Here is a 24,683-nt window from a genome sequence, read left to right on the forward strand (position 1 = left end):
CGCCACCGCCGCTTTCAACGCGCGACACCCGCTCATCATGAAAATTGCCATCCTCGACGACTACCAGGACGCCGTCCGCAAGCTGAACTGCTTCGAGATGCTTGCCGGCCACGACGTGAAGGTCTTCAACAATACGGTGCGCGGATTGGGACAGCTCGCCAGCCGTCTGGCGGAAGTCGAGGCGCTCGTGCTGATTCGCGAACGGACCCCGATTTCGTCGCAACTGCTCGCGAAGCTGCCGAACCTGCGCATGATCAGCCAGACCGGCCGCGTGTCGAGCCACATCGATCTCGAAGCCTGTACCGACCGCGGCATCGCGGTGCTCGAAGGCACGGGCTCGCCGGTCGCCCCCGCCGAGCTGACCTGGGCGCTCGTGATGGCCGCCCAGCGCCGCATTCCTCAGTACGTCGCGAACCTGAAGCAGGGCGCCTGGCAGCAGTCGGGCCTGAAGACGTCGGCCATGCCGCCGAACTTCGGCCTCGGCCAGGTGCTGCGCGGCCAGACGCTCGGCATCTGGGGCTACGGCAAGATCGGCCGGCTCGTCGCCGGCTACGGCAAGGCGTTCGGGATGAACGTGCTGATCTGGGGCCGCGAGCATTCGCTCGAGGCCGCGCGCGCCGACGGCTATACGGCCGCCGAAAGCCGCGAAGCGCTGTTCGAGCAGAGCGACGTGCTGTCGCTGCACCTGCGCATGCATGACGACACGCGCGGGATCGTGAAGCAGGAAGACCTGATGCGGATGAAGCCGACGTCGCTGCTCGTCAACACGAGCCGCGCCGAACTGCTCGAGGAAAACGCACTGGTCAACGCGCTGTCGCACAACCGTCCGGGGATGGTCGCGATCGACGTGTTCGAGAGCGAGCCGATCCTGCAGGGCTACAGCCTGCTGCGAATGGAAAACGTGATCTGCACGCCGCACATCGGCTACGTCGAGCGCGAAAGCTACGAGCTCTACTTCAGCGCGGCGTTCCGCAACATCCTCGCGTTCGACGACGGCGACATGTCGAGCGTTGCCAATCCGGAAGCGCTGACGCCGATCCGCAAGCGCTGACCGCGCGGGCCGCGCATGCCGCGGCCCCGCACCTCCGTTCCCGATCGTCAGGCGGCCACGCGGCCGCCCGTCATCGCATCGACGCGCGTGAGGAAATGCTCGCCGTCGCGCCGACCGAGATCGTACGCATGCCGCATCTGCGACGGGCTCGTGTAATCCCAACTCGAAATCGGCACCTTGCTCGAAGGCTGGACGTACAGCCGACGCTGCTCGCCATGCGCGACCGTGAACATCTGCGGGCGCGGATACAGCCGCGTGACGAGCACCAGCACGTCGCCCGGCGTCGGGTCGAGCGCGTCGACCGGCACGTTGTCGACCATCCCGCCGTCGAGCACCGGCCGGCCGCCGCGGCGCAGCACCGGCGTGAACGGCGGCGTGCAGGACGACTGCAGGATCAGGTCGGCGAGTTCCTCGACTTGCGTGCAGGCCTGCGCACGCACGAATTCGGGCCGAAAACCGAGCGTGCGCCCGAGCGTCGGGTGCAGCGTCTTGCGCACATACTTCTCGATGTTGTACGCGACGAGACCGGCGGCGACTGCGCTGCGCGCACCGAGCCAGCGCGGCACATGCGACACGCCGATGCGGATCTCCGGCGCCGCGGCAAGCTTCGCGAACGGTTCGCCGTAGATGTCGAGCAGCGCCTGACGATAAATCCGGTAATGCGGAAACACGGGCTCGCGCCCGAACAGGTTGCCCCAGTACGCGTTCTTCCGGTTGTGGCGCAGCGCCTCTTCGTAATAGCGCATCACCCAGGCGGCGTCGCGTGTATACAGCATGCAGGCGGTTGCCGCGCCGGCCGAGATACCGGTGATCACGCGCGGGCGCAGGCCGAGCGCCGGCTGTGCGACGTCCCAGAAGCCGGCCTGCCACCAGCAGCGATTGCCGCCGCCCGCAAAGACGATCTGGTCGAACATCGCGCCGCTCAGCTGACGAGCGCGTAGGTCGACGTCGCGTGAACGGCCATCTTGCCGTCTTCGTCGAACAGCTCGACTTCGCCGAATACGAGATTGCGGCCCATCCGCAGCACGCGCGCGGTGACGAGCACGTCGCCCTTGCGCACGGGACGCATGAAGTTCGTGTTCAACGACACGGTCGTCATCGGCCGGAACTCGCCGAGCGCGGCCGAGATCGCGACCACCATCGCGGTATCGGCGGCCGCCGTGAACACCTGGCCGCAGATCACACCGCCCGAATGGCGGAATTCGCCGGAAAACGGCAGGCGCAGCGTGACGCTGTCGTCGCCGATCGACACGGGGACCAGACCGAGCGAGCGGACCCAGGGGGCCAGCAGGCGATCCAGCAATTCGCGGACTGCGTTTTCGTCCATCTTCGAAAGCCCAGAAAGCGCTGCGCGACCGCCGCGCAACACGTGTGGCGTCATCATACCGGGAGCACGAAAACTGCGATCGCTCGTTATCGGGCCGGCAGCCACCGTTGTCGTGACGAAATATTCTCAGGAAATTTGCAGAAAGGACTTGCCAAGCCTGAAATGCTCGTGCATAATCTTTTTTCTGTTGGGGGCGTTAGCTCAGTTGGTAGAGCAGCGGACTCTTAATCCGTAGGTCGAGTGTTCGAGTCACTCACGCCCCACCAAAGAATTCAAAGGGTTACAAGCGATTAGCTTGTAACCCTTTTTCTTTTTCTGGCCTCATGTAACCGCCGTGTAACCCGATTTGGTCGACAGGCGTCAACACATGTCGGACCCTCCATCGCGCTTTGGGCATCATGGATGGCTTGGCTGCCGACGAGCGCCACGCTTTCACGGCGCTCCCGAGCTGACCAGATTGCCCGGGAAATCGCTCAATTTCGGCGGCCACAAGCTCCCGCCGCGACGACAGCCCACTTGCGAAGCTTTTCCGCGAAAGCCCGGTCAGCCTGGTCTCGGTAGTCACGCGCCACTACGCGTCTTTTCTTAGTAGTCGGGTGCAAATACCCCACCACCCCACTCTTGCGCCCCCACTGGCACCCCACCTGATTCTGTCGGTGTTCTGAGCGACGCCACGCTGGGCGAAATGCTCAGACGCACAAAGGCAATTTCAGCAAACGACCACTGGAGAATGATTATGTTGACGCAAGAAAAGCTGAACGACCCGAGCGCGTCTTTCATGCAAACGATGATAAGCCTCTTTCTCACTGACGAGGTCACACCGTATTCCGGTCGAAAAGAAGTCGAAGCGCTCCCGCCCCTGGAAACTATCGTGCTCGGCTTGATGTGCCTGGAAAAAACGTACAACAGCCGACATTTTGACAATCGTCTTCGCTTTAAGTACCGCTCGTTCAGCACTCGGGAGTGCGGCATCTTCACGGAAGTCGGCATCCTCGGGCTGGTGGCACGCGGATACCTGCGGCCCGCTTCTAAACGAGCTGAACGGGCTATTAACGAGCGGAACGACAGGGTCTGGGGCTTGGGAGATGTGCCATTCGTCGTGACCGCTAAGGGTGCCCGCCGCATCGGCTACCTAGTCGCCAACCTCCGTGGCGGGCTCTACAAAGATGTCGTCAAGGAGTTGCAGGCCGAATCGCGCGAAGCCGCGAAAGGCTGGCGAGCTGACGTACCCGTCTCGATGCTAGGTTAAGCGCGAGCTAAGGCCACCGCTTGCGCGGTGGCTTTCCGTGAACCATTGACCATGCAATCAGGCTGCCTCGCCATCCCTTCACTTTACGTAGGAGCAGCACATGATGCTGGAATTCGAAACCTTGGAAGAATTCTCGGTTGCGTCGGAGGTCAGAGACGCCACGGTGACCGTGAAGCTGCGTCGGATGCTCAACCACAAGCCGACCCAGTGCAGTCCCGCTCCGTACTGCCTTGACTTGGCGGTCGGCAGCGTCATCCAGCAGCATTATGGCATTGACGAGCTCCGTGCCCGCGAGACTGCTGCTCGGTTCTTACTGACGCACGTTAAGGGGATTACCCCGCCGCTGCATTGAGCGCAGCTTGGTCGCCAGAAAGCGCCGCGCGAGCAGCGGCTTTCCGAACGGGCGATTCCATCGCCTACGGACTTCGTGGAACCCATGGATGGTATCTGGCACAGAGGCGGCGACTCAACCCGAGACAACGCCGTGTCAATTCCACCTCGCCGCTGGTCAGACGAGTGTGATACCCTCAAGCCCACGAGCGTCCTTAACGCTTCCTCGATGTAGCGACCATGTCAGCTCAAACACTTCCAACTTATAAGACGCCGCCGCTTAGTGAGGTTACATTCGGTGTGCAATTTGCGCCTCTGACGCGCTTCAAGTCTGCGCACATTGGCCTCCTATGGGAGCGCTTTAGGAAAGAATTTCCGAATGTTGAACAGGTCGCCCCGATTGCTGACTCAGGGGTCGAAGTTCCGTTGGATTCTTCCACCGGACTTCCGCATCCGCGTACGTGGTTCATAAATGCTTCTGAGAGTCGCTTGGTCCAGTTCCAACCTGACCGGCTGTACTACAACTGGCGAACCAAGGAACAGGAGCCGGCATATCCGCGCTTTGCTGAGATAGCTGCTTGTTTCTTTGAAACTTACGCCCAGCTGCAATCTTGGGCGGACGAGGCAGTCTTGGGTACTGTGGACGTAAGGGCATTCAGTCTTGCCTATACCAACCACATCGCGATACCGCCTGACAGCGATGTGTCGCAACTTGCAGCTACGATACTCACCGACTTCCACTGGGACGAGGACAGAGAACGCTTTTTAACGAAGCCGCGTGCACTAGGTTGGTCTGCGGTTTTCCCTTTACCCGATGACCGAGGCCATATGACTGCGAAGGTATCCGAGGGGCTTCGGACGTTCGACTCGCAGAAGGTACTCGTGTTGGAACTGGCCGCCGGTGGCAAGGCCGCTAGTTCGACTCCCGTCGCAATCCGTGAATGGTTTGACATAGCCCATGCATACATCGTGAATGCATTTGCAGATTTGACTCAAATTGACGTTCAAAAGACTAAGTGGGGACGGGTATGACAGCGCTCCTTGAAAAACACGGGTTCGAGTCGCCCTACGTCTTAGCACCGGGGTCAACGTCCTACTTGGAAAGCGACGACGACGAGATTTTGGATTTGGGACTTGTTGAACATCAGGCGGCACCGGCAAAAGGATTGCCTGTTCGAGTGATTTACGGCACCAGTCAGAATACCGTGTCCGCTACGGCCAACACGGTTGTGACCCCTCGCGCGTCATACAGCAATTTGGGGAAGTGGCAGGCTACTTCCCACCTGCACGTGGCCCTCTACGACTTCCCTAGTCGGGCTGACTATGCCTTCACCGCACTGGACCTGCTTCGCTCGGATGACGAACTATTCAAAGAAGCGGTAGAAAAGCTCCGCGCGTCGCAGGAGATACTTCACCGCGAAGCCATCTGCGAAAGACTCCTCCGTTTGTTGGACCTTTACCAAGAAGACTATGACGGCCGAGCGCTTTCAGCCGATTCGCTAGCCAGCTTTATTGCCTTCCTGCGAGATAGGCCCACAGTTCGACGACCTTCCATCGCTGCCACACCAGCGGGCAACCTTTACGCCATCTGGAAGGAAGGGACTGGGCAGAAACTTGTATTGCATTTCTTGCCGGGCGCCCGTTGCCGATACGCGGCTTCGGTGCGCAACGCTATGCATGAGGCGCGATTTGACGAACATTCGGGCAGCACAACGGCCGATTCCGTTTCCAGGTCTATCGACGCACTTGGAATTGCCTCGTGGATTGACGAATGAGCGTTGGCGACGAGTTGCCCGATGAGCATCATATTGCGCGATTGTGCAAAGGCTCATCGCTCGACGAAGAAGGGAACCCCACGGGCGCGTCCTTCATGCTACGTGATGGCGAATCTTACCTATCGGTGAACTGGTTAGAACTAGTTGACCCAGACAATCGCGAGAACGCGCTGGCTCTTTTAAAACCAGTCCTCGCGAAAAAGATGACCATCACTGGCAGCTGGAGACTGGCGACGCTCAACGTCGGTCAATGCAAGGCGACTGTAGCAGACGCGACTGGTGACGAAATAATAATTCGTGTGGCCCATGAACCCATTGAGACGGAGACCATTTCCGACCCGTCCCATAGCGGAATCCATGGCTACAGCAACGAAGAAACCGTTGTAGAAAAATTGGCAGCAGCAGTTACCTCCACGTGCCCCGCCAAATAGCCGCATAGTCGAGCAAAATCAAAAGGCCACAGAACGCAAGTTTCCGTGGCCTTTTGACCCGACTGACCACGTGATTGCTTAGTCCAAGTTGTCGAGCAGCTGCATTAGGTCGGCCGGATGCTTCATCAGGTGATAGTTCCAGCGACCATATCGGCTGTCGCGGTTGACAGCCTCGCACCACCGCTTGGCTGCCGCTTCTTTTACGAGAGCGTCGTCAATCACCTGCCCCTTGATTTCGACCACCAGCTTTTCACCGGACACTAGCTCGACGATGAAATCGGGCAAGTAGCTCCGCTTGTTGCCGTCTTTCCGATACAGCACGACGAAGCCGAGATGGTCATTCTTGACCCAAGCTCGAACCTTCTGGTGCGTATCGAGGCAATAGGCCGCGCTCTGCTCCCATTTCTTGGTATCCGCCACCATCGCGTTCAGGTGGCTACGGGTAACCGGCCAGAGGTCGCGGCCCGTGGCAAAATCGACGAAGCGCGTCGAACGCATGCCTGCTGCGCCTGCCGCAATGATGGGCCGCTCCTGAGCCTGGCCGCTCTCATCGACGGCCTGTAAGTTGTCGATGATGTAGCTGACTGCCTTGCCGAAATACGGATTCAGCGCCACGTCCTGCGGAGCGCGGTTTCCCTTGCAAACGAGTTTGGTGGCTAGAAACTGCTGCGCGTAAGCCAGAAGCTGCGGAAATAGACGATGCGTCGGAATACTGTCGCCTTTTTCTTTCTGCCACTGTTGGACAAGTGTGCTTGCAAGGGTAAAGGCGACTTGCTGCACGCGAATGCGTGCGCGCCACGCTTCCAACGTCACCAGTTCCGCGGCACCTGGACCATACGCAGCAAGGCGACCATCAGCCCCTGCCAGCCCCATCATGAGCGTTGTGTCCGGCACCTCAAGCGGGTCGAGTGTGAGCGTGGGAACCTTACCCCAATCGAGCGAAATGCGAGTGATGCCGGGGTCCGTGTAGCCTTCGACCACGGGGAACGTGATTTCAAAATCAGCTTTGGCTGGGTCGGCGTATATCTGGTTAGAAGGTGGCGTCGGGGGAGGAGCTCCACCACCCTCCACCTTAAACGGAATCAGTTCGAACGGGACTCCGAATACCTTGGCAGTCTCCTCCTGGAAAAAGCCGTTCTTATCGATGGCGTAGGACGTGCGGCGCAGCGCGCGGCCAACCACCTGCTCGCATAGCAACTGCGAGCCAAATGGTCGCAGGCCAACGACGTGGGTTACGGTGTTGCAGTCCCAGCCCTCCGACAGCATCGCCACACTGATGATGCAGCGCACGTCGCGCCCAGGGGGAATGCTGGCGTCGATGGTCACCAGGCCGCTGTCTTCGTCGTCCAGTGCCTTACGGTTGTGTTTCTCGACCAGTGCCTCGTATTCTTCAGGGATATGGCCACCAGGCCAAGCAGTCTTGCCGATGGTATCCAGCACAAAACGCAAGCGCCGAGCTTCATCGCTGCCGCTCGCGCCAGAAGCGATGTCCTCCGCAATCTTGCTATCTACGCGGATGGTGTTTTCCTGGCCGGGCTTGTTGCGGAACTCCATCGGCGACTGACCGTAGTCCGGCTTGCCATTGGACAGCCATTCATACAACTCCTTGGCAAGCGCGGTATCGCGACACACGACAATAAAGACGGGTGGGACGTCTGTCTTGCGGAAACCGTCTTTGAATTGGGCTTTCCACGTATCCAGTGTCTTGCGCCACTCATCGGCAAGCTGGGTGATAGGGGTCGTTGCATAGCGCATCACCATATCCGGGCTGAGCTTCGCCTTGCCGCCGCCATCCTGCTCGATACGCTCTTGAACCCAGCGCCACACATTGAAGTAGGCTGGAGTTTCACCACCGGTGATGTCTTGAGTCGGCAACTGCGGGATTTTCACAAGCCCAGCTTCAATACCTTCCAGCAAACTGAAATCGGACACCACCCAAGGGAAGGGCTTGCCCACTTCATTGCCGGACCCCTGGATGAAGAATGGGGTGGCAGACAGGTCAACGCACAGGCGCACGCCGTTCTTCGACCCATTCAATGCCTTGTTGATGCGGTCCAGGCCTTCAATCCAGACGGTGGCCTCGCGCGCATCGGCGTCAGCGGTTTCCTCGTCGAGTGCGTATTCGTCATCGGGCTCCGCCTTGCCGCGCCGGTAAGCGTGGTGGGCCTCGTCATTCATCACCATGATGGCGGAGCTGCGCCCCTTGCGATTGCCCAGCACCCGGCGCAGGAATGCCGTATCGCTCTCGTAGTATCTGGTTTCCTTGACCTCGAATGCCGTCAGAACACCGTGACGGTCTTTGACCTCGCCGACGATTTCAAAAGCACCCGTCAATGCCTGCTGACGAATGTCGGCCTCAGTCAGTTGCTCTTTGCCACCCAGCTTGACCGTGCGACGCTTCTCGATAGGCGTGCCGCGCTTCACTACCTTGGCCGATGTGCCGTTCACGTCGGAAAGCTCGCGGCGCTCAAGGTTGTGCCAGTTGGTGACGAACACCTCGCCGCGACGCAGGTCGGGCATGCGATGCAAAGGCACCAGCTCACGAGTGCGATAGAGGCTGATTTGGTCCAGATTGGGGTCAAGCTCGTGTAACCGGTCGCGGACCGTGACGTTAGGGCAGACGATGAGCACGGTGTCCGAGTAGTTCGGATTGGCTGAGTCCGCCACCTTGTTCAGAATCGACCACGCGGCCAGCATACCCATGACCGTGCTCTTACCCGACCCCGTGCACATTTTCACTGCATAGCGGATGAAGGCTTTGTATCCGGCGGCTTTGGCGTCATCGCCAGGCTCGTCGGTAGGAACGCGGATGCCCTGCTTGAGGTCTTCGGGCCCTTCTATAAGAAGGAGTACCGTTTCGACCGCCTCAAGCTGGGCGAAGAAAAGCCGTTGCTTACGGTCGGTCGAGCGCCACAAGCCTATCAACTCTTTGGTGACTTTCGTTGCTCCGCTGTACTCGCGAGCGCGCCACTCCTTCAGTCGCTGACGGATGAGGTTAGCCGTGTCGAGCAAATACTCGTTGCCCTTCGCGTCTTGCTCGAATAGCACAGTTTGTTTCTTGGTTTTCTTTCCCCGACCGGCATGTTCTGGGACGCGGAAGAAGTAGCTGGCTGGGCGTCGTCCCTCACGCTTTTGTGGTTGCTTGCCTTCCTCGATGTGCCAATGAAACTTCGGCTCTTCGAAGGGCGAGTTGATGATGGGCGCTTCGACGGCATTGATTTGCGACATCGCCTGCTCCCTCACGCAATGTTCTCAACAACGCGCATCAGCTCGTTGCCGCGCTCGTCAATCACCTTCACCGCGATGCGGCGACGCTGACCAAGGACAAAGGGCTCACTCGTCGTTCCTGACAAGTGCGACCACACTGAGGCGTCAAAAGTCGTTTTCAGCGATTTTTGCAGATTGTCCCAAGCGCTGGTTTTGGGAAAGAACACCTGGGTCGCATAGAAAGAACCCGATGGGTCGTAGTCGGTGTCGAGCATCCAGCAGGGCAGGTTTTCGCCTTCGACCGACTCCTGGTCCATGCTTGCTGGGTTGAAGATGTCTAAACCCTTCACGTCCACCTGATACAGCGCATCGCCTGCGCTGTTCACCTGCGAAAGTTTGGTTAGCTTTACGTCTGGCAGGCCGGTTACCGAGAAAATTTCCGAGGCGCGCGTGGTCTTGAGCAAGTCGCTCATCGCCACGTCCGGCGTCACTGACACATAGGTGCAGTGGATACGCAACTTCGGACTTCCATCCTTATTGCGCTCCTCGATGAGTTCGCGCGCCTTGGCCTGAATGGCGAAGGCGAAGAAGTACAACTGGTCAAAACGGAGAAAGTGGGCTTCGCGTGCAGCCTCAAATACCATGTCGGCCGAGATAGCGCCGGACTCTGGGCCGAAGACAATAGCGATGCGTTTGCCTTCGGCATCGGATGCTTCAGCGTGGAGGATGTCACCATCACTAGCGCGACGAATCTGCTCCAGTACCAGTTCCCTGTTACCCGGCAAGCGCAGGGTCTTGGATTGCCGCAGCACTTGGGTCATACGCTCGATATGGGTGGCTACGTCGCTTTGCGCTGCAGACGATTCAATAGCAGTGGATTCCGAGTCATCGCCGAAGCCGGCGGGCGTATTGCCGAGAGCAGTCACTGTCTGTGCAGGGGCAATCGTTGCCTCGACCACGAACGGGCCGGACACTCGCGTGACGCCTTCCAGTTTTTCGGGGCGGTCGACCATCACTTCGGTGGTGGGTGGCTCGTCGTTCGCGATGGACTTCAGCGAAATACGCGGCACCAGACCACCGACTTCCTCGCCTTTGCGGTTCTTCTTACGAGCGTAGACGAACCCACCAGCAGGGCCAAGTTTTGGTTCCTTCAGGTCGTAATACGGGAAAGTGGCGGTCAGCAGGCGTTGCCGGGCCAAGGCCAACGGCACCCGCGAGGTATCGCAGGTAATCCAGCGGCGTCCCCACTGCTCAGCGACATACGCGGTCGTACCAGAGCCGCATGTCGGGTCGAGCACGAGGTCGCCCGGGTCAGTGGTCATATGCATGCAACGAGCAATGACATCTTGATTCGTTTGAACGACGTACGTCTTGCTTTGTGCAGGCGCTGTGTCGTCCCATGGGCTGGTGACTTTCGCGAATGGAAAATCGTCATGAAATACAACGTACCTCGGATAGTCACCTTCGACGAAAAGTCGTCCTGCTTGGCCGAGTTTTTCCATCTTTTCCTTGGAGGTGACCCAACACTGCCCTCGCGTGGGCTCATACGTCTTCCCTTCGAATTCCAGTGGATAGACGTTTGCGGCAGAGAATGATGGTGCCCACTGCGATACCGTTCCGAAGATTCGGCAGTCGTTCGGGATGTTTGCAAAATCCGCGCGCTCCTCGGAGTTGAGGCGTCGCAGTGTGCCGTCAGGTGTACAGACGCCTGTCCATCGTCCCTTCGGGTCTGGCGTTGTCTTTCTGAATAGCTGACGGTACTTAACCCGGGTCGCATCTTTTGCATACCAGACCAGAAAGTCGGCCATAGACTCAAGGGTCTTCGCGCCCAACGGCATCAGCTTCTTTCTGAAGGTAATCAAACTGATGAAGTTTTGAGCACCAAAAACCTCATCCATAATCGAGCGGACGTGATGAACGTTCTCTTCGGAAATCTGCACGAATACACTCCCGCTTTCATGCAGAAGTTCCCGAGTCATCAGCAGTCGGTCGCGGAGATAGGTCAAATACGAATGTAGGCCGAGCTCCCAGGTGTCTCGATAGGCCTTGACCATCTCCGGCTCGCGAGTCATCTCGCTGTCAGGGCCGTGTTTCACATCCCGCTTTCGAACAAATGGCTGGAAGTTAGAGCCGAATTTCACGCCATAAGGCGGGTCGATGAAGACCATTTGCACCTGTCCCCCAAGGCCCTCAAACTCCAGCATGGAGTTCATGACCTGAAGGCTATCGCCCAGAATCATGCGATTCTGCCATGGCCCCTTGTGCTCGTATGCATCCAGCCGGTCGGTCACATCGAGTTGCGCGTCGCCAAACAGGTCAAGGTTGGTGCCTTTGGCTTTACGGCTCTTGATGCCGTCTAGGATAGCTTTAGTCGAATGCCGCTCATGCACGAACAGCGGGGTCGTCGGTACGCTGAGTTGATGCCGTTCCGCTTTGCCGGACCAGTTCAGGAAAGGTTGCGAGATGGTCTGTAGCAGGCCTGCCGCCGCCTTGAGGGACTGCACTCGGATGCCACCCCCTTTCCAGACTTGCGGAGATTGGAAGACCGCATCTTCGCCTTCGTCCGCGCACCGGGCAACCAGACCAATCAGCCATTCGCCTAGTTCACGCTCGCGGTTCTCGTCCCACGACAGGGCCGGGTCAAGGCTTGAATCGTAGCGGTAGACGCGGTTTGGCTTTTTTATGCTGAACTGGTCCTGAACACCTACGTCAGGGCGTTGCACTGCTTCTTGTTTATGCTCGTATTGGGCTGACGTGTCGCTCACCGGGGCTCCTTATCCTATCGCTGGTCGTCTGACTAGTTCGGGATAATAGCGCCTCGGCTTGACGCGGTCATTCATTCGCCGAGGCACTGCGCAGCGGTGAGCGCTAAGAACGGTTAAAAGCTGTTTCCCATGCAGCCAAAATCGGTGGAAATCCACGGATTGTGATGCGTATAGATGTCGGTGCCGTAGGGGCTGCCGCCGACATCGACGCCGCCGTAACAGTCACCGGTCATCGGCAGGCCGGTCGCGGGGTTAATCGGGGTATGTGACATGGTCGCTCTCCTATTGAGCAGTGGTTAAATGCCCCGCCGAAATCAACGGGGCGGAAAAATCAGTCGTCGCTTGGGAACATGACAGTCACGACCGGCTCGGCGTTATCTCCCGGTCCAATGGTCATCACGAGGGCTATCGGTGTGCGACGCACACCATTCCCACCGCGCGGCACGCGATGATGCTGGAAAGGCATACGGTTGCCCGTGTGATGACGTGCCAAGGTGGCGGCGGCCCAGAGCAGGTCGTTCAAGCGCCCGCGTTCGTCCTGTTGGATTTGTCGGGCGCTGTCCTCGGCTGACCACGCCACCACGTCCGCCCAAACCGCCGCTGTGAGTGCCACGGGAACCTTGAAGCCCGCGTCGTTTGCCTCTGCCGTGACATCAATCAGCACGCCGTCCGCGATTGCCTGTTCGCGCGTGTACACCGAAATGACTTCACCGAAGAGGTCTTGCAGACCGTCTCGTTTTTCCATAGTGCTTTCTCCAAAGCTGACCGGATTCCAAGATGTGAGCCCGCTTTACCGATTCCCGGTCTTCGGCGTGCGGGGTGGCGTATTGCTTGTGCCGCCGTTTTTCCTGAGTGTTTCGCCCTGGTGAACGAGAACGCGGGGCGGCCAGATGGGCAAGGTCGCGCACGCAAGCCGCAGCCCACCAGGGACCGGGTGAGTACGCGCGCTAAGCGCCTGGCCTTGCCCATCTGGTTGGCTCGCGTAAGGTCACCGTTTATGGGCGGAACGTTTGGGAATTACGGCGGCAGCGCCACCATCACGACGAAGCCGATGTCGCGGACATGGGCCGCGACCTATGCACGACGCATGTCGTGCGTGACTCGCAAGCCAGCGGCGCGCAGTCGGAGCGCGAGAGCGCGCTGGCGTAGGGGAGCCGCGACGGCCCGAAGGGAACGGCGTGGGGCAAGGGCGTCCAGCCCGCTGCCCAGGTCGCTGCACCAGCCCCCAGGCTGGTCGGCGGACTGCGGGGGGAGCCGGTCATCGCTGGAGGCCCTAGCCTCCAGAGGGTGCCCCAGCACCCGGCGGAAGAACCGGGGGACGGCAAACGTCCCGCGCCCCGAGCTACGCGCGGGTAAGGTAGTCAAGTCGGCGCGAAGCAAAGACCGCAGGCCCCAGGCCGGGAGCCAGCGGCGCGTTCAGCGATGCGGGTTGAGTACCTTACCCGCGCGAAGCGTGGGGCGCCGCTTTTGGAGACATGAGCTACGTCCAGTAGCGAAAATGCCCGGCAAAACGTCCAGTTTTGCGCAGAGGGCATGGTGGCTCGCCGCGTAAGCGGCTACGCCTTCCGTGTTCGTCCTCCGCCGTCCGGGAGGGCGAACACGGGATGCTGCGACTTTCGCGCTATACGAAATATCGACACGTTTTTTGGAGATACTTCGTGAAATCGCGCGACGGACGCATCATCGCCAGAGAGCAGGAGCAACGACTTTTGCACTCACTATCTCGCTTTGGTTTCCTGAGGACCAGAGATTGCGCCGCTTTGCGCGCGGCCTGGTCCAGCGGCGCGACCGGCGAGCCTAGGCTAGAAGGGCCCGTCGCCACCGCGTCTGATGTGCGGATGGCGCAACGCACGGTGCGGCGGCTGTCCGATGCCCGCCAGGTACTGCGCGGGCAGGGACCGGACGGCAGCGTGATTTACGCGCTGTCAGAAGCAGGCGCGCGCCGATTGCAACACGCAGGGATTGCGGCAACGACGGGAAAGGATTTGGTGCGGGCGTTTAGCTCGGCACATTTCCGGCACCGCACGATTGCCAACGAGATTGCCATTCGCGGCCTCCTCGACGGCTATCGCGTCTCGACCGAGCGTGAGATTGCGCAGGATAAGTGGCTTGGCGGCGTCGAGGGCATCGCTGGCAAGAAACCTGACGTTCTGCTGCGCGGCGATGATGGCAAGGTATGGCTCGTGGAAGTCGAGAGAAGCCGGAAGAACGCGAAGGAATATGCCAAGTTGCTGAAATGGCTCGATGCTGTAGCCGCCGACGCGGCGGATACCTCGGGCTCGAAGCTGCTGGGCAAGGGTCTGAAATGGGGAAAAGTCATCTTCATCTGCACGCGTGCGTTCCGTGCGAAGCTCACGCGCGACCTGATTGCGAAGGGCTGGAAAAAGAGTGCGCTCGATGCGCTCGTCGCGTTCTCCACGGAGCTATACAAATTCGAGGACATCGTTTTTGCCTGATGGCCTGGGCGTTCATGTCCCGGCCATCAGACCAGGCAATCGACGAGGGGAGACTCGTCCCCGGCCTGCGGTATTGACCCACCGCTTGTACTCGTGAACTCCATCGCGGAAACCATCTAATTCGAAGGAATCCGCCGTGCAGAATGCATCCCGGTCTCTGCATGGAAAAACTGGATTGGGCAGCGTCCCCGCCGGAGGCATCTGGTGGGGGCGTTGTTTTTGCGCGCACGGTTGCTGCGCAGAACCGGTCACTCTGGTCGGCGCGTTCATGAGCGCGTCGTCGCTCGATGTGAGCATAGGCTTACCCGGCTTCTTGTTTGTGCTGTTATCGCGCGTCCGCAATCCGCGTGCAGGCCACCCGCCCGCGATGGGGCGCGTGACCTGCCTGCCGATTTGCTGGCGCGGTAAGAGAAATGGGTAAGCCTCCACGAGCTGCGCCCGTGATTGCGATTCGCAGGATGCCGGAACGCGATAGCTTGCCGTCGCTCACCGCTCTCCCTGGCTGCCACCGCCCGCGCGAAGCGGGCGAATGAAATCGCTGTCGTAAACGATGGCTTATGCGTTACACCTAGATGAAAAGGCGGGCAGCCAGGAGGCGATGCTGACGGCGTGATACCGTCCATCGTTTCCTGGTCAGCCAGGTTTTTCAACGGTTCACGTGTCTCTCGTTGCGCACACCACGTTTAGGTACGTACATACACATCTATATATAGATGTGTATGTACGTACCTCGATGTACGCCGGGTACGTGCTCGGCTTTGCTGCCTGCACGTACCTTCGTGTACCTGGCTTACGTCGTAGTCTCGGTGACTGAAAGGACATCATCAACGTCTCGAAGGTACCCCGCTGCCACCAGGTCCTTAATGTCTCGATATACGGATGATTCTACGCCGCCACCCATGACGACATGCGCAACGACATCGGCTTTCTGCACCCCGACCTTCTTCTCACGCAGGAACGCCATGGCCCTGCTCTTGATTGTGCCGGGTTTGAAGCTGCTGCCGCGTTTCGAGCCACTGTGGCGCTCATGTGCCTCACCAGGAACAACAACGCAGCTTGTCGCTACTGCTCCCCACTTCGTCGTCCCGGCCTCGACCACCTCCAGCGTGAAGCCGATAAGCTCCCCTTTTGAGCCGAGGTCGCGATTCTTCGTCACTTTGGCGCATCGCCCCGCAGCCTGCTCAGTCACCTCGATTTCTGTATCGACAGCCGCACGCATGCCAGTCCATCCGCGCGCACCAGCAGCAGCATTTCTGCCGACGTGGTGAATGAGCATGAAATGCGCTTTACTGCACGCGCTGCGGATTCGGTCGATGCGTGCGATGACTCGCCCCATATCTTGGCCCATATTCTCGTTTGCGCCTGCGCTCAGGCGTGCGAGCGTATCACCAACAATCAGGCGTACCGGCTGTCCGTGCTCAGCCTCCTGCGCACGGACTTCTTCGATAATGGTCTCCATGTCCACATTGTCTGCAAACAGGTTTATCGCTTTCTGTGCGATGAAGAAGTTAGGCACGCGAACGCCGTGATGCTTCTGATATGCCTGAAGACGACAGCGCACCGATTCCGGAGACTCGGCAGCCAGATAAAGCACCAGTCCCTGTTCGACCCGTCGCCCCATCCAGTCGCACCCCCTTGCGATGGCGGCAGCAAGGTCAATGGTAAAGAACGTCTTGCCGCTGTGTGAGTCGCCATACAGCATGCTGCTTCCGCCGGTCGTGAGTAAGCCCTGCACCAGTTCATCTGGCGCGGCATAAGTGGTGGGCAAGTCAGCCGCAGATACGACGTTAAGTGAGCGCCCTGTGGTTGTCGTCACTGGCGAAAGCGCCGGTCTGGCTGCGTAAATAGCTTGGTCTTTCACGCTGGTTTTCGTGCTCATGCTGCCACCCCGCCCAAGAGAGCCTGAATGTCAGCGACACGCCAAGCCAGGCGCCCGTTGATACGGACAGGGCGGATAGGGCCATTTTCGAGACATGCCCATTTTCTTAAAGTTTGCGGGCGGCGGTTCAGCGCGGCGGCGGCGATGTCAGTCGGAACCACAGCTTGGATGGCATCACGGTTGAAACTAAACGAAATACGGTTGGTCGTGTTCATGTCAACAATGGAATCTTGCCGCGCGCAGCGGGACTCGAATGCCTGTTGATAACGCGCCGAATTCGTTTCAACGTTCATCCGAGTATTCCGCTGTGTGCGGCTGTGTTCTTCGGCGTTGACGAACTATCGAGTGGGGTCGTACTGGGGTCGCAAGACTGGGGTGGTGGGGTATTTGCGCGCCACTACCTACCTGTGAACTTGCTTCGGTTCGCGATGACAAGTCGATTACTTTTGCTGGCTGCCTTCCAGGCATCGTTAAACGGAGAGTCTCCGCCACCGAACAGGTCTGGGTGTTCAGCCTTGCATTGGCTGAGAAGCGCCTTTTTACCGCCGTTATTCGGGATTTGCTGACGTGGATAGCCCAGCTTGTCGGCCATTTCCTCGATGGCTCGAATCTGCCGCTCTCGCCGTGTTATCCCGCCATCGTGCTCGGCCGGGTTTCCTTGTGCCGAATTTGCTGGCTGTGTTGGCTTGCCAGAGAACACCGTATTAACTGGGTTGCCAGCCACTTGGGCATCTGCTGCTTCCAGCGGCCAGACGTAGCCGTGTTGCGCGCACCAAGCTCTGATGTCGGCGTGCGAGAGCATCTGCTCGCGCGCGACGTTTTTCATCACAATTTCGTCGCGGTCAATCGCATCGGCCAGCGCTTCATTCCACTTAGAGAACACTTCATCATATTGCGGGGGCCAAAGGTCGGCGTCCGTGGTACCTGCAATGAGAATTTTTACGGCTCTGCTACGTGCTAGCCATACTTGGCGGTCATAGGCCAGTATCCAGTTGGGGATACGCCGCCCATCGGAAAAGACGCGCTCCTCGGAACCATCGTCGCCTGGGCGCAAAACGGCGACGTCATTGCGAGCGAGGAACGGATAGATGTCGGATGCATAGAAACCGAAGTGCTCGAACGTCGGCTGCACTTCATCATTCGGCGCGTCATTGGCATCGAACAGCGTGCCATGGTTCGCAAAATTGCTTAGCTGCTGCAATAGATGCAGACGCGCTCTCATATCCAGCGGAAGAATGATTCCCGATTCGTCGCGGCGACGAATGTAATTGATGCCTGCCGGGTCGCTTTCCAAGCGCGACACTAGGTAGCGGGCAGCTTCATTATCGGTTTCTTTTTCAGCTCGCCCAATCTGCGGGAATAGTTCCCATAAGCTGACAAATCGACCGCCATCGCTTGAGCGGCTTACCTCTACAATCACTGTACCCTCGCTTGAGCCTGGATTTATCCCGGCGACTATTCTAATGGCGCGACTTCACGACGAGCGCGGTTTATGGCGATTGTTCCAGCTTGAAGTCGATACCCGCTTGTTCGAGCATCCACGCCTCAATCTGGTCATGCCACTCGCGTAGCAAGTCTATCGGGCGGCGACGGTAATGCTTCTCCACCAGCGCGCTCGGCTTGTGGCCCATGATTTGCGCGCTAATACCGCTCGGCACCTCCACCCACTCGCACAACGTGCCGAACGAACGGCGCAAGCCGTGAAGGCTCACATGAGGCAATCCGGCCGCAGCCACTGCGTCCTGATGCGCACTCGAAGGCTCAGCCAGCTTGCCATCGGCGGCGGTCGGGCTCGGGAATACCCACTCCGAAGGCTTCCACTCTTTTCCCTTGGACTTCATGCGGTCAAGCTTGCGCACGTTCGGCGGCGTCTCGTTGAGTCGCTTCAGTTCAAGTAGCAGAGAGGCAAGATACGGTGTCAGGGGGATGACGCGGCCCGATTCTTCCACCTTGTCAGACAATGACAGACTGCGCCATTGAAAATCCACGTCATCCCATTTAAGCGCGGCCATTTCCTCTCGACGCGCGCCAGTCAGCAGTAGGGCTTGCAGATATGCGCTGATAATAGGGTTGCCAAGCCGGCGAATGGCGGCGAACCACGCGGGCAACTGCTCGCGCTGGAGGCAGTCACCCTCTTTCGCGGCCACTCTGGGTACGGCATCTCTCACCCGGCGGGCCTTGTACGCCTCATCGTGAACCACACCACGGTAATCCGCTGTATCGGCGGTCCACCGGATGAACGCGCGTAGTAGGCGATACGATAGCGCGGCCATCGTCGGACGCTCGGCGGTCTGCGATTGCAGCCACTGGGCGACGCGCTCTCCCGTCAGCTCGGACAGCTTCAACTCCATCAGGTGCGATAGCGGCCCCGGCATCGTCACGCCCTTTCCGCGTTTCACCGGAGCCCCGCCAGCATCTGACAGCTTCGCATGGTCGAGATAGTGGCGCTCGCCCCAGTGCGGCTTACGGTCGAGCAAATAAACGTGCCACGCCTCGCTCACGGTCACATCTCGTCGGCGTGCCTCTGCTTTTTTCGACTCCCGGGCGACGCGCTGCTCGGCGGCTTCTTCCCGCGGGTCTTTGCCAGCATCAATAAGCCGTTGCAAGCGGCGCGCTTCGTCACGGGCATCGTCAATCTTCCAATCCCTCGGCGCACCGATTGTGACGCGCACCGTATCGCCCGCCAGCTTGCCTTGGAAAATGTAAGACAGTGCACCTGCCGCCGTTGCACGCAGCCCTAGGCCGGAAGCGCCGCTATCCCAAATGAACGATTGAGATTTGCCCGCCGGGCAGCTATGCCCATTAACCCGCCCCGCCGTGAAGTTGACCTTTGCCATATTTTCTGTTGTTAGAACCGGATTGCACACTATCATGTAACCCTTATGTAACCGCATTCTAGGCAAACCAATCACCGTGGGTCAACAGAATAATCCGTGCAACCTAAGCCAAACCTCCCAGTGGCGCGCCATTTCCCGGGTTACATGCCCTTAGGTCAACACTGATAAATACCAACTTGCACGGACTCTTAATCCGTAGGTCGAGTGTTCGAGTCACTCACGCCCCACCACCGAATTTTGTAGTAGAAAATCAAGCACTTGCGCGAAAGCGTCGGTGCTTTTTTTTCGTCTATAGCCCGCGTGGGTAGGCGTCAAAAACTGGCCTTTGCCGGAAATCTGCCGGAACGGAAAAATCCAGACCAAGCGATCTCAACCTTTCGCATGGAGTCTGGAATGGCATACATCAGCCAGCGCGGCGAGTATTGGCGAGCCGAAGTCCGTCGGCGCGGATACAAACCGGTCTATCGATCATTCGACACCAAGCAGCAAGCCCAGCAATGGGCTCGACGCGTGGAGTCCGAGATGGATAGCGGCGCCTACGTCGATCGCACCGAAGCCGAGCGCACTACGCTCCGTGAGGCACTGGAGCGGTACCGTCGCGAGATCGTCCCAGAAAAGCGCCACCCCTATCAGGAAAATCGGCGCATCGAGCGCTGGATCGACAACCCTCTGTCGTATCGAACTCTCGCCAACTTGCGTGGCGCAGATTTCGCAAAGTACCGAGACGAACGCCGGGCAGCCGGGCGCGCAGAAAATACCATTCGCCTCGAACTCCAGCTCGTCAGCCACCTCTTTGAGATTGCCCGGAAGGAATGGGGGCTGGAAAGCCTCCCAAATCCGCTCAAGAACATCCGGAAGCCGTCAGGCAGCCGCGCCCGCGACCGGCGCTTGAACCCGGGGGAATTCGAAGCCTTACACGCGCAACTTGCCGCATCAAACAACGTATGGGCCGCCCCGGCCTTCGAGCTGGCAATCGAAACCAGCTTGAGGCAGGGCACGTTGTTCAGCCTTCAGTGGCCATGGATCGACCTCAAATCCCGCCTCATCACATTCCCTGCAGAGGCTCGCGGAAGCGACAACAAGGGCGTTCCGAGTGTTCTGCCCCTTTCAAGTCGGGCAGTGACGGTACTGCGCCATCTCGCCGCGCTCGCCGAAGCACCGATGCGACTTGAAGATCCTCGCGCCAATTTCGGTCCAGTGAATGTCGATCCGAGCAGGCTCAAAGGGCCGGTCTTTCAAACCACGGCCAATGCCGTGCTCTGCGTCTGGAAGCGAAGCCTTCAGAAAGTGAGCAAGTCCCTTCCCAACGTCAAAGAGCTTCGATGGCATGACTTACGTCACGAGGCAGCGTCCAGATTGTTTGAGAAGGGCCTGCATCCCATGGAAGTTGCGAGCATCACGGGACACAAGAGCATGCAGATGCTCAAGCGCTATACGCATCTGCGGCCGGAAAGCCTCCTCGAAAGACTCGGCTGACCTGTAGCAGCCCTCGAACCACGGCGACATTCGATTCTCATTTCTAAGTAGTTCTAATTTATAGGCGTTAGGAAATGGAAAGACTACTGACTTTTGGCCCCCTTCTTATCGCGATCGCTTTGACTGGCTGCGGCAAGAGCGATGAACGCAGGCTCTCTGATGCAGTGGCGGCAGACATGGCAGCAAAAGCCGATGCGATCCAGAAAGACAAAGAGCGGTCGACGCGGCGTGCGCACATCGCGGAACACCTGAAACCGCTCGTCTACGACCCGAAGACAGGCAAGTACGTCGAGCAGAAGTAGCAGCAGAGCGGCCCGACGTGGTGCTACCAACACCGCGCCAGGCCTGACCACAACCCACCTATATGAGAGGTGAATCATGGCTGAGATCAATTTTAACGAAGCTGAACCAGCATCCATAGGAAAGGACAGCGTACTCGCGCTCCGTGACTGGATTGACGACCTGCAGCTGACGCACGACGGCATGAAGATGCTGCTCAGTCTCGAGACCGGCCTGGACCAGCACGGCGTTCTGCTGAACACGGTCAAGCTGCTGGCGGCAACGATCGATCGGAAACTCGACGACGGCCGCCGCCTGCTGCCTTCAGCCGACTAACCGACCCGAACTAACGAATTGAGGAATGCAGCATGGCAGATATCTACACCTACGTCGGAACCTCGATAGACAACGCTACAGCCACATGGGTCACGAGCGTTTCTTCGCGCCTGGTCGGAGGCATAACGCCGATTGTGCTTCTTGTTTTAACGGTTTGGGTCATGTGGTACGGCTACCGAGTGATGACCGGACTCACCGAATCGCCCGTGATGAACTTTTTACTGACGGCCATCAAAATCAGCCTAGTACTCGGTATCGCACTCGGCGTCGGCAACTATCAATCGATGATTGTTGGCGGCGTCCAAGACTTCATCAACGGCATGGCTCAGATTTTCTGGCCCAGTTCTACATCGCTCTATAGCGCCCTGGACACCTTTAACCAGACGGGAGCGAATCTTGGCATGGCCCTTTGGGATCGTGGCAGCCAGTCCTTACCTTGGGGTGGCTGGAGCGATGTGTTCGCCGGAAGCGTCGTATTGATTTCCGGCGGGCTCGTCGCGGTGTTCACGCTGGTTGTTATGCTCGTCGCAAAAATGGCTTTGGTGTTTCTGCTCGCTGTCGGACCGGCGTTCATTGCGTGCCTGGCGTTCCCCACGGTTGCACCTTACTTCGACAAGTGGGTTTCGAAGGTACTCAACTATGCCTTCCTACAAGCCATGCTCGTAGGCGCCTGTGGCCTGTTCATGCAAATCGCTCAGTACTTCACCGACCACATGTCGACCAGCATGACGAGCGGCAACACAAGCCAGTTGGGTGATGCTTTTGACCTGCTGGCCGTCTGCGCCGTACTCGCAGTGGTGATCTGGCAACTGCCACATATCACGTCGGGCTTGGTAGGCGGCATGGCGCTTGATCACGGCCTCGGCATGGCTCGTCAGGCGATGGGAAACTGGAGCGCTGGCATTCCACAAGTACAACCCAGCAAGCAGTCGTCATCGGGCGGGGGCCGCGGCGGTGCAGTCGTCGGAAGCAATTCTTCGTCTGACAGTTCCGGAGGAGTGCCGGCCTACCGGCGCGCGAGCACTTTGGCACATCAGCAAAGCACCGATCGAACGACGAGCGCCGCTTCGACAGGGAGCGGCCAGTCCTCGGCGTATCGTCGCAAACCCGGTAGTAACGCCTAACGCTCCTTGCCATTTTGACCGGATCGACGCGGACCCTGCGTCGTTCGCTCGGACTGCTCGTCGCCCTTCGACTGGCCCACTTGCCGGGCCAGTCGCTCATTAAAGGCCGCACGCAGCTTTTCCTGATCCGCCGGCGGATTGTTCGCTATCCTGCGCTCAAATGCATCTCGTTGGAGGGCTGCGACACGTTGCTCGAATATCTGGCGCGCCGCATCCTGCACCGCCGCAGATTGCCCACCGACATGCTCTTCAAACTGCTCTCGTAGCATTTGCGCCGTCGCTGACGGCGCCGCTGCTTTGCTTCTTCGCTGCGCTCGCTCGGTTTCCAGATCGATTACTTCGGCACGCACATTCGGCACCAGTGCACTCAGCTCTCGTCGCGCTTGCCGCAAATCCGCGCGCGCCGCTCGTAGCTCAAGAACCTTCGCACGACCGTCGCCGCGCCACTGACTGGGTAGCTGCTTAGCTTCCGGCTCCATCGCTAGCCCGCGCTCGGCATAGCTGCGCATGTCGATCCGCGCATCGTGTCCGGCGCGATGCAGGTGAGCATTTGCCGTTTCCTGCCAGCGGCCACGTAGTGCCTTCAGGTCGGCGGCCCGCTCACCACGCGTCAAAGTCTGCCCTGCATGCGGACCATAGCCTTTGCGCGCCCCACCCTTCTCCGGGGCCTTGGCGTTGTAGCGTTTGAAGTATTGATCCGGATCGCGCTCGATCCCGTCACGCTGGCGCTCACTGAACATCAGATGCACATGAGGCTGCTCTTTGCCATCCGCAGCGGTCGGAGAGTGAATCGCCCACTGATATGCGTGGTGATTGCCAATCTCTTGCCGCACGAACTCACGCACCAGGTCGGCGCGCTGCTCTGGTGTTAACTCGCGCGGCAGCGCGATCTCCATTTCGCGGTACGTTGTGCCGTTGCTCCGTTCGTTTGCGTCTGCGGCGAGCCAGAACTGCTGCGGGTCGTGCGTGGCCCAAGCGGGCATATTGCCTGCCTCGGTCGCTTCGAGCACCTCGCCACGGTCGAGCCGGTTCGCATACCGGCCCACCCGTGAAATATAGGCGGCATGAGGCGCAGCCTTGCCCGCCTTTCCAACTTTCACACTCAGACGACCTATTGCCACGAAGACACCTTTTCCGAAAGCACCGCGCCCAAAAGAAAGCCAAACGGCACATCGATGGAACAAGACAGGAACATCAACGGAACACCGGAGGAACACCGGAGGAACACCGGAGGAACACCGGAGGAACACGATGGGAACATCAGTGGAACATTAATAGAACCTCGATAGCAGTTACCATTTTCGCGTACGCGAAAATCCGCCCGGAGGGCCGCGCGTTTCTCGGCTTGCCGAGAAACAACTAAGCGCGCCTTCTGCTCTGCAGAAGGATACGCCTCCGCGCTATGTTGCACCATATAATTAGGATTACGGTATATAGAGGAGTGACCATGATCACTGATTGGGTAGAGAATCGCGTCGCCTACATTCGCGGCTTGAAAAAGCCAACCGATCGACAACGCATGCTGTTACTGTTGACTGAGAAGCGATTTCGCTCTGCAGACGATAATCGAAAGTTGGCGACGCTGATCAAGGCGGAAAAAGCGGAAGAGCGCGCGCAGAAGGCACGAGCTGAAGCAGCACGTGTTGTGACAGCCGTGAAGCAGGCAGAGCGCAAAGCACGGAATCACGAACTGTATAAGGCAGCCGGCCTGCTGATACTCGCAGGGCTGGTCGATAGCGCCACTGGTAAGCCGCTACGTGATCGTGGCGAACTTCTGGGGGCACTACTCGACATGGCTGAGAGGAAACGCGACGAGAAAACCGTCAGCGAGTGGAAGCGTGCTGGCGACGCGCGGCTCGATGAACGTGCCGTGACCGAAAAGGCAGCGACGATGCTTTATGTTGACGCCGCGTTTGAACAGTTCGGGCGCATACTCGTCGAGCAAGCTGACCACATGACTAGAGCCAGGACAACGTGAAGAACGACCAAACAAATCTCATCGATTGCGTACTGCTGGGACTCCCTCGTACGGAATTGCCACTGAACATCGATACGCCGATTACGCGAAACGGCCTGCCGGTCCTATCGAACTCGCGCACTGCCCGCCCGGTCGCGCTCGAACTGGTCAATCAATTGCGAGATGAGAATTCACTTTCGTCTC

General features: G+C 59.0%; 23 protein-coding genes and 2 tRNA genes. 14 read left to right on the forward strand and 11 right to left on the reverse strand.

What is annotated here, in order from left to right:
• Positions 1 to 37 precede the first annotated feature (37 nt).
• Complete coding sequence (locus tag APZ15_RS03585) at positions 38 to 1,051, forward strand: D-2-hydroxyacid dehydrogenase family protein (RefSeq protein ID WP_027788844.1); 1,014 nt, start codon at positions 38 to 40, stop codon at positions 1,049 to 1,051.
• 47 nt (positions 1,052 to 1,098) lie between these two features.
• Here APZ15_RS03585 and APZ15_RS03590 read toward each other — a convergent pair whose 3' ends face one another.
• Positions 1,099 to 1,965 carry a patatin-like phospholipase family protein gene (locus APZ15_RS03590; RefSeq protein ID WP_021159859.1) on the reverse strand — a complete coding sequence of 289 codons (867 nt, stop codon included), beginning with the start codon at positions 1,963 to 1,965 and terminating at the stop codon, positions 1,099 to 1,101.
• An 8-nt stretch (positions 1,966 to 1,973) separates the two neighbouring features.
• On the reverse strand, positions 1,974 to 2,378 hold the full coding sequence (locus APZ15_RS03595) for a PaaI family thioesterase (protein WP_027785770.1): 405 nt from the start codon (positions 2,376 to 2,378) through the stop codon (positions 1,974 to 1,976).
• A gap of 190 nt (positions 2,379 to 2,568) precedes the next feature.
• On the opposite strand from APZ15_RS03595, the gene APZ15_RS03600 reads away from it, so the two are divergent.
• From APZ15_RS03600 to APZ15_RS40680, 6 genes are all read left to right on the forward strand, one after another.
• Positions 2,569 to 2,644, forward strand: a tRNA-Lys gene (locus APZ15_RS03600).
• 470 nt (positions 2,645 to 3,114) lie between these two features.
• A complete protein-coding gene (locus tag APZ15_RS03605) occupies positions 3,115 to 3,627 on the forward strand; it encodes a hypothetical protein (RefSeq protein ID WP_138143293.1) in 513 nt (170 codons plus the stop codon).
• Positions 3,628 to 3,727: 100 nt separating this feature from the next.
• Positions 3,728 to 3,979: a hypothetical protein gene (locus APZ15_RS03610; protein ID WP_027788842.1), complete on the forward strand. Its 252-nt coding sequence runs from the start codon at positions 3,728 to 3,730 to the stop codon at positions 3,977 to 3,979.
• A 218-nt stretch (positions 3,980 to 4,197) separates the two neighbouring features.
• Positions 4,198 to 4,989 carry a TIGR04255 family protein gene (locus APZ15_RS38680; RefSeq protein WP_081040769.1) on the forward strand — a complete coding sequence of 264 codons (792 nt, stop codon included), beginning with the start codon at positions 4,198 to 4,200 and terminating at the stop codon, positions 4,987 to 4,989.
• On the forward strand, positions 4,986 to 5,732 hold the full coding sequence (locus tag APZ15_RS03615; RefSeq protein ID WP_027788841.1) for a hypothetical protein: 747 nt from the start codon (positions 4,986 to 4,988) through the stop codon (positions 5,730 to 5,732). Before APZ15_RS38680 ends, APZ15_RS03615 begins: the two co-directional genes overlap by 4 nt.
• Entirely contained in the window at positions 5,729 to 6,163 is a 435-nt protein-coding gene (locus APZ15_RS40680) for a hypothetical protein (protein WP_138143294.1), read from the forward strand. Before APZ15_RS03615 ends, APZ15_RS40680 begins: the two co-directional genes overlap by 4 nt.
• 78 nt (positions 6,164 to 6,241) lie before the next feature.
• Here APZ15_RS40680 and APZ15_RS03620 read toward each other — a convergent pair whose 3' ends face one another.
• From APZ15_RS03620 to APZ15_RS03630, 4 genes are all read right to left on the reverse strand, one after another.
• Positions 6,242 to 9,391, reverse strand: coding sequence for a BPTD_3080 family restriction endonuclease (locus tag APZ15_RS03620; RefSeq protein ID WP_027788840.1), 3,150 nt, complete (start codon positions 9,389 to 9,391; stop codon positions 6,242 to 6,244).
• An 11-nt stretch (positions 9,392 to 9,402) separates the two neighbouring features.
• Entirely contained in the window at positions 9,403 to 12,135 is a 2,733-nt protein-coding gene (locus APZ15_RS03625; RefSeq protein WP_027788839.1) for a site-specific DNA-methyltransferase, read from the reverse strand.
• 113 nt (positions 12,136 to 12,248) lie between these two features.
• A complete protein-coding gene (locus tag APZ15_RS41665) occupies positions 12,249 to 12,407 on the reverse strand; it encodes a hypothetical protein (RefSeq protein ID WP_167562604.1) in 159 nt (52 codons plus the stop codon).
• 59 nt (positions 12,408 to 12,466) lie between these two features.
• A complete protein-coding gene (locus APZ15_RS03630) occupies positions 12,467 to 12,880 on the reverse strand; it encodes a DUF6573 family protein (protein WP_027788838.1) in 414 nt (137 codons plus the stop codon).
• A gap of 913 nt (positions 12,881 to 13,793) precedes the next feature.
• On the opposite strand from APZ15_RS03630, the gene APZ15_RS03635 reads away from it, so the two are divergent.
• Entirely contained in the window at positions 13,794 to 14,591 is a 798-nt protein-coding gene (locus APZ15_RS03635) for a hypothetical protein (RefSeq protein ID WP_027788837.1), read from the forward strand.
• Between the two features lie 790 nt (positions 14,592 to 15,381).
• Here the strand turns inward: APZ15_RS03635 and APZ15_RS03640 are convergent.
• The 4 genes from APZ15_RS03640 to APZ15_RS03650 all read right to left on the reverse strand — a co-directional run bounded on the left by APZ15_RS03640 (position 15,382) and on the right by APZ15_RS03650 (position 19,307).
• Positions 15,382 to 16,470: a helicase RepA family protein gene (locus tag APZ15_RS03640; RefSeq protein ID WP_081040771.1), complete on the reverse strand. Its 1,089-nt coding sequence runs from the start codon at positions 16,468 to 16,470 to the stop codon at positions 15,382 to 15,384.
• A complete protein-coding gene (locus APZ15_RS38685) occupies positions 16,467 to 16,685 on the reverse strand; it encodes a hypothetical protein (protein WP_081040772.1) in 219 nt (72 codons plus the stop codon). Before APZ15_RS38685 ends, APZ15_RS03640 begins: the two co-directional genes overlap by 4 nt.
• A gap of 182 nt (positions 16,686 to 16,867) precedes the next feature.
• Positions 16,868 to 17,890, reverse strand: coding sequence for a hypothetical protein (locus APZ15_RS40685; protein ID WP_138143295.1), 1,023 nt, complete (start codon positions 17,888 to 17,890; stop codon positions 16,868 to 16,870).
• Positions 17,891 to 17,960: 70 nt separating this feature from the next.
• Positions 17,961 to 19,307 carry a tyrosine-type recombinase/integrase gene (locus tag APZ15_RS03650; RefSeq protein ID WP_027788835.1) on the reverse strand — a complete coding sequence of 449 codons (1,347 nt, stop codon included), beginning with the start codon at positions 19,305 to 19,307 and terminating at the stop codon, positions 17,961 to 17,963.
• A 137-nt stretch (positions 19,308 to 19,444) separates the two neighbouring features.
• On the opposite strand from APZ15_RS03650, the gene APZ15_RS40690 reads away from it, so the two are divergent.
• The 5 genes from APZ15_RS40690 to APZ15_RS03660 all read left to right on the forward strand — a co-directional run bounded on the left by APZ15_RS40690 (position 19,445) and on the right by APZ15_RS03660 (position 22,522).
• Positions 19,445 to 19,537 (forward strand) — tRNA-Lys (locus tag APZ15_RS40690).
• 163 nt (positions 19,538 to 19,700) lie between these two features.
• Entirely contained in the window at positions 19,701 to 20,783 is a 1,083-nt protein-coding gene (locus APZ15_RS03655; RefSeq protein WP_034195841.1) for a tyrosine-type recombinase/integrase, read from the forward strand.
• Positions 20,784 to 20,857: 74 nt separating this feature from the next.
• Positions 20,858 to 21,085, forward strand: coding sequence for a hypothetical protein (locus APZ15_RS40695; RefSeq protein WP_049098122.1), 228 nt, complete (start codon positions 20,858 to 20,860; stop codon positions 21,083 to 21,085).
• Between the two features lie 76 nt (positions 21,086 to 21,161).
• The gene (locus APZ15_RS40700) at positions 21,162 to 21,398 is read left to right on the forward strand and encodes a hypothetical protein (protein WP_124469212.1); all 237 of its coding nucleotides are present in this window, start codon (positions 21,162 to 21,164) and stop codon (positions 21,396 to 21,398) included.
• Positions 21,399 to 21,430: 32 nt separating this feature from the next.
• Positions 21,431 to 22,522 carry a TrbL/VirB6 family protein gene (locus APZ15_RS03660; protein WP_027788831.1) on the forward strand — a complete coding sequence of 364 codons (1,092 nt, stop codon included), beginning with the start codon at positions 21,431 to 21,433 and terminating at the stop codon, positions 22,520 to 22,522.
• Here APZ15_RS03660 and APZ15_RS03665 read toward each other — a convergent pair.
• Positions 22,519 to 23,622 carry a MobA/MobL family protein gene (locus APZ15_RS03665; protein ID WP_201800277.1) on the reverse strand — a complete coding sequence of 368 codons (1,104 nt, stop codon included), beginning with the start codon at positions 23,620 to 23,622 and terminating at the stop codon, positions 22,519 to 22,521. The genes APZ15_RS03660 and APZ15_RS03665 overlap by 4 nt on opposite strands.
• A 347-nt stretch (positions 23,623 to 23,969) precedes the next feature.
• Here APZ15_RS03665 and APZ15_RS03670 point away from each other — a divergent pair, with 347 nt between their 5' ends.
• Positions 23,970 to 24,500, forward strand: a complete 531-nt coding sequence (locus APZ15_RS03670) for a conjugal transfer protein TraD (protein WP_080982166.1) — start codon at positions 23,970 to 23,972, stop codon at positions 24,498 to 24,500.
• Positions 24,501 to 24,683 lie beyond the last annotated feature (183 nt).

The sequence above is a fragment of the Burkholderia cepacia ATCC 25416 genome (genome assembly GCF_001411495.1).
GTDB classification, from domain to species: Bacteria; Pseudomonadota; Gammaproteobacteria; order Burkholderiales; family Burkholderiaceae; genus Burkholderia; species Burkholderia cepacia.

Coding starts and splice junctions, on each gene's coding strand:
- APZ15_RS03585 (WP_027788844.1), top strand. CDS start 38: ATGAAAATTGCCATCCTCGACGACTACCAGGACGCCGTCCGCAAGCTG.
- APZ15_RS03590 (WP_021159859.1), bottom strand. CDS start 1,965: ATGTTCGACCAGATCGTCTTTGCGGGCGGCGGCAATCGCTGCTGGTGG.
- APZ15_RS03595 (WP_027785770.1), bottom strand. CDS start 2,378: ATGGACGAAAACGCAGTCCGCGAATTGCTGGATCGCCTGCTGGCCCCC.
- APZ15_RS03605 (WP_138143293.1), top strand. CDS start 3,115: ATGTTGACGCAAGAAAAGCTGAACGACCCGAGCGCGTCTTTCATGCAA.
- APZ15_RS03610 (WP_027788842.1), top strand. CDS start 3,728: ATGATGCTGGAATTCGAAACCTTGGAAGAATTCTCGGTTGCGTCGGAG.
- APZ15_RS38680 (WP_081040769.1), top strand. CDS start 4,198: ATGTCAGCTCAAACACTTCCAACTTATAAGACGCCGCCGCTTAGTGAG.
- APZ15_RS03615 (WP_027788841.1), top strand. CDS start 4,986: ATGACAGCGCTCCTTGAAAAACACGGGTTCGAGTCGCCCTACGTCTTA.
- APZ15_RS40680 (WP_138143294.1), top strand. CDS start 5,729: ATGAGCGTTGGCGACGAGTTGCCCGATGAGCATCATATTGCGCGATTG.
- APZ15_RS03620 (WP_027788840.1), bottom strand. CDS start 9,391: ATGTCGCAAATCAATGCCGTCGAAGCGCCCATCATCAACTCGCCCTTC.
- APZ15_RS41665 (WP_167562604.1), bottom strand. CDS start 12,407: ATGTCACATACCCCGATTAACCCCGCGACCGGCCTGCCGATGACCGGT.
- APZ15_RS03630 (WP_027788838.1), bottom strand. CDS start 12,880: ATGGAAAAACGAGACGGTCTGCAAGACCTCTTCGGTGAAGTCATTTCG.
- APZ15_RS03640 (WP_081040771.1), bottom strand. CDS start 16,470: ATGAGCACGAAAACCAGCGTGAAAGACCAAGCTATTTACGCAGCCAGA.
- APZ15_RS38685 (WP_081040772.1), bottom strand. CDS start 16,685: ATGAACACGACCAACCGTATTTCGTTTAGTTTCAACCGTGATGCCATC.
- APZ15_RS03650 (WP_027788835.1), bottom strand. CDS start 19,307: ATGGCAAAGGTCAACTTCACGGCGGGGCGGGTTAATGGGCATAGCTGC.
- APZ15_RS03655 (WP_034195841.1), top strand. CDS start 19,701: ATGGCATACATCAGCCAGCGCGGCGAGTATTGGCGAGCCGAAGTCCGT.
- APZ15_RS40695 (WP_049098122.1), top strand. CDS start 20,858: ATGGAAAGACTACTGACTTTTGGCCCCCTTCTTATCGCGATCGCTTTG.
- APZ15_RS40700 (WP_124469212.1), top strand. CDS start 21,162: ATGGCTGAGATCAATTTTAACGAAGCTGAACCAGCATCCATAGGAAAG.
- APZ15_RS03660 (WP_027788831.1), top strand. CDS start 21,431: ATGGCAGATATCTACACCTACGTCGGAACCTCGATAGACAACGCTACA.
- APZ15_RS03670 (WP_080982166.1), top strand. CDS start 23,970: ATGATCACTGATTGGGTAGAGAATCGCGTCGCCTACATTCGCGGCTTG.